Raw genomic sequence first — 9737 nt, forward strand, 5'->3', positions numbered from 1 at the left:
AAAACTTTAGAAGTGGTGCAAAGCGCCGCTCAAAAATATTTCTGGGTTTTTGGTAAGTACGAAGCGCTATATTTGCGAAGCGCTGTTTAGTTTAACGGAAGGGAATAATTTCGGCTCTTAGACCCGATTGGGCTAACTTACTCACTAAACTATCGGCGGTAGGGCGATCGCTATAGGCTCCCACCTGCAACACATAGCGCCCACTCCGCAACAATCGAAAAGCATCAGGAACAATTGTCCTAACTCTCTGCGTAATAGAATTGGAAGGATTAGCAACCACCACCCGATATTGAAATGCTTTGCCTGTACTGGGGTCAAGGGCAGTAGGAGGCAAAGCAGCGACTGCTGGTCTAGAAGTATTTGGTTTAGCATATTCTCGTTCTATTACAATCGCAGTGGAGTTCCCATTGGGCGAAACTACAGAACTAGGCAATGGCTTGTTATTGGCAGGCGGCGCGGGAATGAATAATGTCGCAGGGGGATTAGCCGCAACATTGTTCGGGGCAGGAACTGTTGCCAAGGGTGCAGCAGGTGTAGCGGGTCTGTTGCTGATGATAGAATTGGAAGTAGTTGTGGCGGCTCGGTAGTCGAGAGCGCCTTTGACCCGCGATGCTGTCACCTGATTTCCCACTGCGGCAATGGGAATGGTTGTCGCATTATTAATATCAAATTCGCGATTATTTCTAAAGGTGTTATTGCCAACAGAGCTGATCGTGCCAAGATCGGGGCGCGGTGAGCCATTTGTCCCTGTTAAGACCACTAGTCCATTGCGCTGATTGTCAGCAATCACATTGCCGCGCAATATTGGTTGAGCAGTATTGGAGATGACGATGCCATCAATGTTCCGTAATACATTGTTATTCACCAGTACAACTTGCGATTGCTGTCCAATGGATAGACCAAAGCCCGTGTTCTCAAAGCGATTATCGCGAATTTCGCCTGTGCTTGTGCCGAGCGCAGAAATGCCACTGCCTGTATTGCCTGCAAATACATTATTGCCAATATAAGCATTCGCATTACCTGTCAGAAAGATGCCATCGTGGGTGTTGCGCGTAAAGTTGTTATTGGCGATCGCCACATTGCGGCTAGATTCTAGCCATAGTCCGTAACCACGGGGATTGTTGTTGGTCAGGGTGATGCCTTCGATGCGGGAATTGTGGGCAGCCACGATCGCAATATTTTGACTGGCAAAGGTCGGACTCACGAAGCGTCCACCACCATTAATAATTACGTTATTGCCATTTGTCGATGGATTACCCCTCAAAATCGTTCCTTTGGGCAGAAGGATCGGGAAATTTTCCCCTGTTGTGCGGCTATAACTTCCATCTGCTAATTGAAAGATAGTTCCTTCCTGCGGATGGTTGGCGATCGCGGCGCTAATTGTCCGAAAAGGTTGATTGACCGAGCCAGAATCAATATTATCAACACCTTGGGGGGAGATATAAATTACTTTCGTTGATGCTGATGCCTCAAAGACTGGCGCAACAACAGACAGGGCGAAAACAATGCCAGCAAGGTTTTTAAGCAAACAGGGAAACTTAATCATAGGTTTTATCAGTAATACAATGTGTAATACAGTGTGTGTGAGCATACTGAGGAGAATCAGCAAACATGATTTAATAGACTAGCGCAAGTTGTATTTGTTTCGCTTGGAGTTAAATTTTGACTACGATTGATCTGTTTAAGAACGCCCAGGAATTTACCACCGTTCCCGCAGGACAGGTAATTTTTGACAAGGGTGGTGTCGCTGATCATATGTATGCGATCGTTGAAGGCGAGGTGGATATCTTCGTTGATGGTAAGTTTTTAGACTCAACTACAGTTGGCGGCATTATTGGTGAGATGGCGATGATCGAGTCCACACCCAGAAAATCAACGGCGATCGCCAAAACTGATTGCAAGTTGGTGGCGATCGATGAACACCGCTTCATGTTTTTGGTGCAACAGACCCCCAATTTTGCCATCAATGTCATGAAAATTATGGTTGAAAGAATTAGAAAACTTAACGCACTGGTTCTAGCCAACAAGTAATTGAGCCTTAATAATCGAGCCTTAAAAATTAGCGCTGTGGCGATTCGTGCTACATCGTTAATTTGGGGTTATTAATGCCTGTTTTCAATCTGAAAAATGGTTAGAATTTCCTATGACTATCTCAGAAAAACAATAGCTTCGCCATTTCTCTTTTGAGAAAAAGTTTTTTAATGAAAGCCTAACAATTGAGTCATAGAGCATTGCAAAATTGTAAGATTAGGGCGAATAGCTTAGCTTAATCACAAAAGATCATTAAAGGAATAGCTCAAGTGACTAAAGGAACAGAAATCATCGCGATCGCCGCAAGGGAAATTCTCGACTCGCGGGGCAAACCCACCGTTGAGGCAGAAGTGACACTTGCCAATGGTGCAAGCGGACTCGCCCAAGTTCCCAGTGGCGCATCGACAGGCAGCTTTGAGGCGCACGAATTGCGGGATGGCGACAAAGGTCGTTATGGCGGTAAAGGGGTTTTAATCGCAGTCCGTAATATTAGCGAAAAAATACTGCCAGAACTACGGGGCGTGGATGCACTTAATCAAGAACTCGTCGATCGCCTGATGATCAAGCGTGACGGCTCCCCCAATAAGTCTGAGCTTGGTGCAAACGCAATGTTGGCAGTTTCCCTTGCCACCGCCAAAGCTGCCTCAGCCGCGATCGGGCAACCTTTATACCGTTATTTGGGAACACCGCTATCCAATGTATTGCCAGTTCCATTGATGAATGTCCTCAATGGCGGCGCTCATGCTGACAATAATGTGGATATCCAAGAATTTATGATCGTGCCTGTGGGCGCACCTACCTTCAAAGAGGCACTACGCTACGGAGCCGAAGTATTTGCCGCCCTTAGCTCCGTCCTCCATGATAAAGGACTGTCAACCGCAGTTGGCGATGAAGGCGGTTTTGCGCCCAACCTGGAGTCTAACCAAGCTGCTCTAGAGTTACTAATTGATGCAATCACCAAAGCAGGATACAAGCCAGGGGAGCAAGTTGCCCTAGCCTTGGATGTGGCATCAAATGAGCTATTTAAAGACGGCAATTACAATATTGATGGCAAATCCTTGACCCCTCAAGAATTTGTTGACTATTACGAGAAACTGATTGCCCAATATCCCATCGTCTCCATCGAAGATGGTTTGCAGGAAGATGAATGGGCAAGTTGGCAAGCCATGACCAACCAACTGACCAGCACCCAGCTAGTGGGTGATGATTTATTTGTCACCAATAAAACCCGTCTAGAGCGCGGTATCCGTGAAGGTTGTGCCAGCGCGATTTTGATTAAACTCAATCAAATTGGTAGTTTGACGGAAACCCTCGAAGCGATCGCCACTGCCGATAAAAATGGCTATCGCTCCGTGATTAGCCATCGTTCTGGCGAAACCGAAGACACCACCATCGCCGACTTAGCCGTGGCAACCCGTGCAGGTCAAATCAAAACTGGTTCGCTCTGCCGCAGTGAGCGCGTTGCCAAGTACAACCGTTTGCTGAGAATTGAAGCGGAATTGGGCAGTCAAGCGGTTTATGCTGGGGCAGTGGGCTTAGGGCCTTCCCGCTAATAGTCGTACTATACAAACAAAGAAATGGCGTAGCCATTTCCTTATTTGAAAACTCCTACTGGATTTGGTCTTCAACTCACAAAAGTGTATGCACATTTTTGTGAGTTGGTATTAGTTCATTAAAAAAGGTTCGTCTGCATTGCAGATGAACCTTTTTTGATTTAGCCTGACTTAAGGTTTTACAAATAGCGCATGACTATTTGCAACACCTCAAGTCAATGAGTCTAGGCAACTTCTTCGACTTCATCGATCGCAAAGTTATTGGTTGCGATGTTGGAGTAGTTGACGCTCTCGAAACGAACAATCACTGGATAGATGATGCCGCTCTTGTCAACGGAAGCTACAGTACCGACTTCACGATACCAGTAAGACTCTTTACGCAAAATGCGAACCTTAGAACCACGTGCAACTGCCATAGTTTTATCCTTATGCCTAAAGGCTGTAATGTAAAAAATAAAATGATTACAGATATCCCCTCTAGGTTACTGTGAGGCGATCGCCTCTGTCTATTTCTAATGCGTTAAGTTTTATTTAGCACCCATACCGCTTTGTGGTTAACGGACAACCACAGTTGTCCCAACCTCAGCCCATTGATAGAGCCATGCTGCATGGTCGGGGGCAACATTAGTACAACCGCGACTCACTGGGATGCCAAAACTGCGATGCCAATATGCCCCATGTATCGCATAGTTGCCACTGTAGTACATCACATGGGGAACGTCGGGGATGTTGTAGTCATCGCCGCGCATTCTGGCGACTGGATATTTAGTTTGAATCTTGAAAATGCCCGTGGGTGTGGGGTTGTTGCTTTTGCCTGTGGACACAATTACGGCATAGACCAACTTACTGCCCTGCCACGCCAATAATCTCTGGCTACGCAGCCTTACCTCAATCCAGCGCTGTCCCGATCGCCGCAATCTTTCGATATCGCGATTGGTGGGTGATCGCCGCGATGATGTCTGTGCGATCGCTGCATCCAAATTTAATAAATTAGCCATGCTACTGATAGCTGCAAGGCTGACACCAAATAAATTAAAACCAAATGAATTAAATAAAAACACAGCCGCTAAGCAATTAGTAGCTATTCCTTGTCGATGCTTATCCATTACTTGATCATTTCAGCTTATTGAGGCATTAATGTAGTACAAAAGATAGTAAAAAATTTCGCTTGTGTGGGTAAATATCTTTACAACTGTAGTCTGATCGTGCTGATACTGCGGAGATTTTTGCAAGGGCAACCGACGCAACATATAGCCGATGAATATTGATTTTGACTTCCGCCGCCGTCATGAGCGAGAAAAAGAGCGCTAGGATGCTTAAATCAACAACTTTTGAATTGTTCTAGCTAGTTCCCGTAACTTGACGGGTTTGCTGAGATAGCCAGTTGCACCTGCGGCAAGGCATAGATCAACATCGTTTGGCATCGCTAGAGCCGTAAGCGCAATGATCGGCGTACTGGCAAAGGCGGGAAGTTGGCGGATTTTTTGAGTCGCTTCTAATCCATCCATGATCGGCATTTGGATGTCCATCAAAATTAAATCAGGCTGTAACGATCTCAAGATATTGAGGGCTTCTTGTCCATTGTGGGCAAGGATGATTTCGTAACCCTTGGCGATCAGATAACTGGAGAGGGTTATGATATTGGCTTCGCTATCTTCCACTAACAAAATTATGAAGGTGCGAGAATTTTGCGGGTCAGCCTGACTATTGACAGTGGCGGTAATGTTTTGATGGGGCGTTAATGCAGCAGAAGTAGGGGTGAAGTGAGGGATATCAATCATAAAGCAACTGCCGACCCCTAATTCGCTAGCTACGTTAACCCGACCACCATGCATTTCGACAATCCGCTTGACGAGGGGCAGCCCTAAGCCCGTGCCTTGATATTGGCGGTTGAGGGCGCTATCAATTTGGAAGAATGGTTGAAATAGTTTGCTGATGTTTTCGTGGGAGATGCCAATACCTGTATCCTTGATGGCGATTCGCACATAACCTTGAATGTCGGTTTTATCAAGATTATCAGCTATGTCAACGGGCAGTAAGGTTACTTCTAGGCTAATTGTGCCTTCTTCTGGAGTAAATTTTACGGCGTTACTTAGTAGGTTGATCAGTGCTTGACGAATGCGCCGTTCATCAATACTTAATTCAGGAAGGTTATTTGGGAATTGGGTGTGCAGTTGAATCCGCCTTTTGAGGGCTTGCTGCTTGATAAAAGCGAGACTAGATTGGCAGAGTGGCTCGATCTCCACATTACTATATTCCAGTTCGAGTTGTCCCGATTCGATTTTGGCTACATCTAGAATGTCATTGATGAGATCTAGTAAATGGGAGCCACTGCGCTCGACTGTTTGCAATGCCTTGATTTGAGGTTCGGTCACATGACCAAAAATGCCCTCTTGCAGCCCTTCGGTCATGCCGAGGATGGCATTGAGAGGGGTACGCAATTCATGGCTCATATTTGCCAAAAATTCATCTTTGAGGCGGGTGGCCCGCGCCAGTTCTTCGTTGGAGATGGCGAGCTGCTCGTTGCGTTCGGTGAGTTGTTGTTGTGCTTTTTTTCGATCGCCTAATTCCTGTTGTAGCTGCTCATAGAGACTTGCCTGTTGAATGGCGATCGCTAGTTGGATGGCAATTTGCTGGGTGAGGTTAATCTCAAATCTTTGCCAAGTCCTTGGGCGATCGCATTGATGGACACATAACAGTCCCCATAGTTTTTCACCATAAAACAAAGGAATGATCAGGTTAGCGCGGATCTGAAATTGTGTCAAAACCTCAAGATGGCAAGGCTTTAACCCATGGTTGTAAATATCATCCATTGCTGAAAATCGCCCCTCTAGATATAAGGGTGAATAGTCTTCGCCAAAGCAATGGTCATGGACGGGCTGGGCCAATACCGATCGCAAACCCGCAATAGCTGCCTCAGCAACAAACTCGCCATCATCACAGCCAGAGTCGATATTAAATCTAAAAATACCAACGCGATCGGCATTGAGCAGGTGGCGAATCTCTTGGCAAGCAGTATCAAAAATGGTTTGCAGGTTGAGCGAAGTGCGAATGCGTTGAGTAATTTCCCGTAATAATATTTCTTGCTGTGCCTGTTGCGCGATGATTTGTTCAGAATGCTTGCGATCGCTAATATCGCGGCAAACACAGATCAATAGCCCATCATCCGTCAGGGACAGAGATAGCTCTTCGTCAAAGGTGGAGCCATCTTTACGGATCGCGATCATTTCCCCAGCCCAAGATCGGTCTCTTTGCAGCGCTGGGAAAATCTCATATTCAAATCGCTCTAGCTGCGCTGGCGAATATGAAATATGCCAACTCTTGCTCAACAATTCATCCACTTCGGCATAGCCAAACATCTTGGCATGGGAGCGGTTTAGGTAAATATATTGATCCGCTTTCTTGATGGCAATGCCATCAATGGCAGTCTCAATCGTTGCTAGTTTTTGCTGAAGTTCTTTTTCGGTGCGTTTGAGATCGCTAATGTCAACCACCACACAAACGCATTCTGTCTCTGACACCATGGCGAGACTGCTCAATACTGACACAGGGTAGCCATCTTTGTGAAAGTACACCTTTTCCCAAGGTTCAATCACTCCATTCAATTTGACATGGGCGATCGCGTGCATATCCATAGACAAATATTCGGGGGCAGTCATCCTTGCCCAGTCCAGTTGACCAAGCTGGAGTTCATCGCGGCTATAACCCACGAGATTTAAGAAACAATCATTTGCGTCAGTAATTTCCCCATTTAAGTTGACAAATAGCATCCCCACCACATTGGCATCAAATATGCCCCGAAATCTCGCTTCACTAGCTTTTAAGGCTAATTCTGTCCGCTTAGAATCAGTTTGATCACGGAGGATAATCATAGCCTCATCACTGCCGATCGGCACAATCCGCACCTCTTCAAAAACTAGGCGATCGTGCTTGTCATACAACTGATGTTCATAGACCTGCAAATTCCCTGTGATTAGGGCTTGATCGATGGCTTCAAGCTGTCGTTGGTACAAATCTGGCGGTAATATTTCCGAAATATTTTCATGAATTTGGTGAAACTTATCTCGATATTCGCCCGTGTTGATATATTCTAAACATTCGCCCTGACGATTTACCCGCAACAACAAATCAGGTAAAGCATCGATCATGGCGCGAACTTTGGCATTGCTAGTCCGCAACTCCTGCGTGCGTTTGGCAATCTTCGCTTCTAAGGATTGATTAAGCTCAAGGAGTGCCAGTTCTGTTTTTTGGCGTTCTTGCAGCTCTTCCTGGAGTTGTCGGTAAGTTAAGATCTGTTGCTGCTCTAGCTCTATATTGCGATGTTCAAGGAGGGCAATTTTTTCCTCCTCTAGACGTAATACTCTCTGTTCTAGCTCTGCGGCTAGATTATAAATTTCAACGGGGTTAAGGGCTTGGAGCAAACTGCTTTGTGTAATTATGCCTAAAAGTTGGTTGTCGGGATCGGTAACAGCTAAGCGACTAATAAAGTGCTGCTCCATCAACTGATAAACCACTAATAGCGAATCCGTTGGCTTTACCGTAAAGATGGGGCTGCTCATCATCTCACTGGCGGTGCTGCGATCGAGGTTTAAGCCCAATGCCTGAAACTGGACGATATCCCGCTCGGTGACAATTCCGATCGGCACTTGTGAGGTTGGTTGCGTCTGAGCATGATCGTTCTGAGTGGTAATAATTACCGAACTGACGCAATGGGTTGCCATGAGTTTGGTGATCGCCAGCATTGGTTGTTCTGCTTGAGCGCAAACCACATCAGAGGTCATCACCTCAGAAACCAGTCGCAAACGCAAGAGGTCGATCGGGCGGGAGGTTTGGCGCAAACTTTCATGGGTGACAATGCCCACCAAGCGATCTTGATCATCAACGATGGGCAGATGGCGAATATGTTGTTGTTGAATTAAATTTACTGTCATGAATAAGTCGGTAAAAGCTGACTCCCGCATGGTCACAACTGGATGCGTCATCACTTCTTGGACTGTCAACACATCCAGCGATCGCTGCTCAGCACTAAGACGCACCACATCCCGCTCGGTCATAATCCCCAAAATTCGCTCCTGTTCCACAACTAACACACAGCTTGAGCGCACATCTATATGCAGTTGCGCTTGTTTGTGGGGTTGATCTTGCATGGTGGCACATTGCGATCGCAACTCACTCATCTTGCATATCGCCGCCATGACTGTAGTGACTGGAGACACCACAATCGGATTGCGAATGATTGCCGCATCTAGCTCTGATTTAGTAATTGCGTGAAAGTGCGTGAACATAAATTTAGGGAAAAATCAATGAATTTAGCCTAGATTTAGACCTTGGCAGTTGGCATAGCAAAAATCGGCAATGTAATACTTACTGTTGTTTGCTCTTTACAATACTACGGACAAAATTGGTGAGAAATAGAACCGTAAGAGCAAAGCTTGTGGAAATTAGGGTGTAATTTAATCGAAGTAAGGTCTAAATCTAACAGGGAAATAAAGCGGTCGAGGAGATGGCGATTGAAAGCCAAGCGTTTGTAACTCGCCATCGAAAAGACAAAAGTTTTGTGAGGATGAGCGGCAAGATGAGATTGCCAAGCATCGAACTTAGCCAGATTTAGAGCCATCAAAGAAGCATTGAAATGAAAGTCAAGCTTAGTCAAATCACGAGCTTGGCAATCGGATAAACCCGTAAACTGTTTAGCATCACGAAAGATGAATTCAATCTGAAAGCGAGATTTATAGAAAGACAGAATTTCTAATGCATCAAGATTGATATCGGTAGAAAACAACAGAGCCAGCCCAACACGCTCAGGATTACGGCAGTCTCGAATGTAAGCAAGGCGGACTTTACGTTTCATGCTGACCACCCAAACCTCAATCGTGTAAAGGTAAAGCTGTGGTTCGATTTGCGAGACTAAGGTCATCCGACTGACATCAGTCAAATCCACCTTGCCATCGTACTTGCGTTTTCGCCCACGCGGTTTCTGCTCTCCTGTATAGACATATTGCAGATCCGCATCACAACGTAACTTGCCAATCACCTCTAAGTCCAAATTAGTGACACCATCGACCCACTTAATTTTGCTATAAAATCCATCACTGACGACGTGTTTGACTGATTTGGGGAAATAGGGCTTAGTGGCGGCTAATTGCTCCAGAT

At 45.8% G+C, this 9737-nt stretch carries 7 protein-coding genes; 2 read left to right on the forward strand and 5 right to left on the reverse strand.

The annotated features are described in order from the left end of the window. Window positions 1–91: 91 nt before the first annotated feature. The gene (locus H6F44_RS14065; RefSeq protein WP_190351656.1) at window positions 92–1546 is read right to left on the reverse strand and encodes a DUF1565 domain-containing protein; all 1455 of its coding nucleotides are present in this window, start codon (window positions 1544–1546) and stop codon (window positions 92–94) included. 116 nt (window positions 1547–1662) lie between these two features. Between H6F44_RS14065 and H6F44_RS14070 the strand changes: the two genes are divergently transcribed. Both H6F44_RS14070 and eno read left to right on the forward strand, forming a co-directional pair. Further along, window positions 1663–2031, forward strand: a complete 369-nt coding sequence (locus H6F44_RS14070; protein WP_190351657.1) for a Crp/Fnr family transcriptional regulator — start codon at window positions 1663–1665, stop codon at window positions 2029–2031. Window positions 2032–2300: 269 nt separating this feature from the next. Continuing rightward, window positions 2301–3584 (forward strand): phosphopyruvate hydratase, encoded by a 1284-nt coding sequence (gene eno / locus H6F44_RS14075; RefSeq protein WP_190351658.1) that lies wholly within the window; start codon window positions 2301–2303, stop codon window positions 3582–3584. A 224-nt stretch (window positions 3585–3808) separates the two neighbouring features. On the opposite strand, the gene H6F44_RS14080 is transcribed toward eno, so the two are convergent. The 4 genes from H6F44_RS14080 to H6F44_RS14095 form a co-directional block, all read right to left on the reverse strand. Then, window positions 3809–4000 (reverse strand): photosystem I reaction center subunit IV, encoded by a 192-nt coding sequence (locus H6F44_RS14080; protein ID WP_190351659.1) that lies wholly within the window; start codon window positions 3998–4000, stop codon window positions 3809–3811. Window positions 4001–4138: 138 nt separating this feature from the next. Next, a complete protein-coding gene (locus H6F44_RS14085) occupies window positions 4139–4690 on the reverse strand; it encodes a L,D-transpeptidase (protein ID WP_242016576.1) in 552 nt (183 codons plus the stop codon). 210 nt (window positions 4691–4900) lie between these two features. After that, entirely contained in the window at window positions 4901–8869 is a 3969-nt protein-coding gene (locus H6F44_RS14090) for a CBS domain-containing protein (RefSeq protein WP_190351660.1), read from the reverse strand. A gap of 104 nt (window positions 8870–8973) precedes the next feature. Further along, window positions 8974–9737: transposase (locus tag H6F44_RS14095; RefSeq protein ID WP_190351661.1), on the reverse strand; the 764-nt coding region annotated here is incomplete at its 5' end.

It is taken from the genome of Pseudanabaena cinerea FACHB-1277 (assembly GCF_014696345.1).
In the GTDB taxonomy this organism is placed as follows: domain Bacteria; phylum Cyanobacteriota; class Cyanobacteriia; order Pseudanabaenales; family Pseudanabaenaceae; genus Pseudanabaena; species Pseudanabaena cinerea.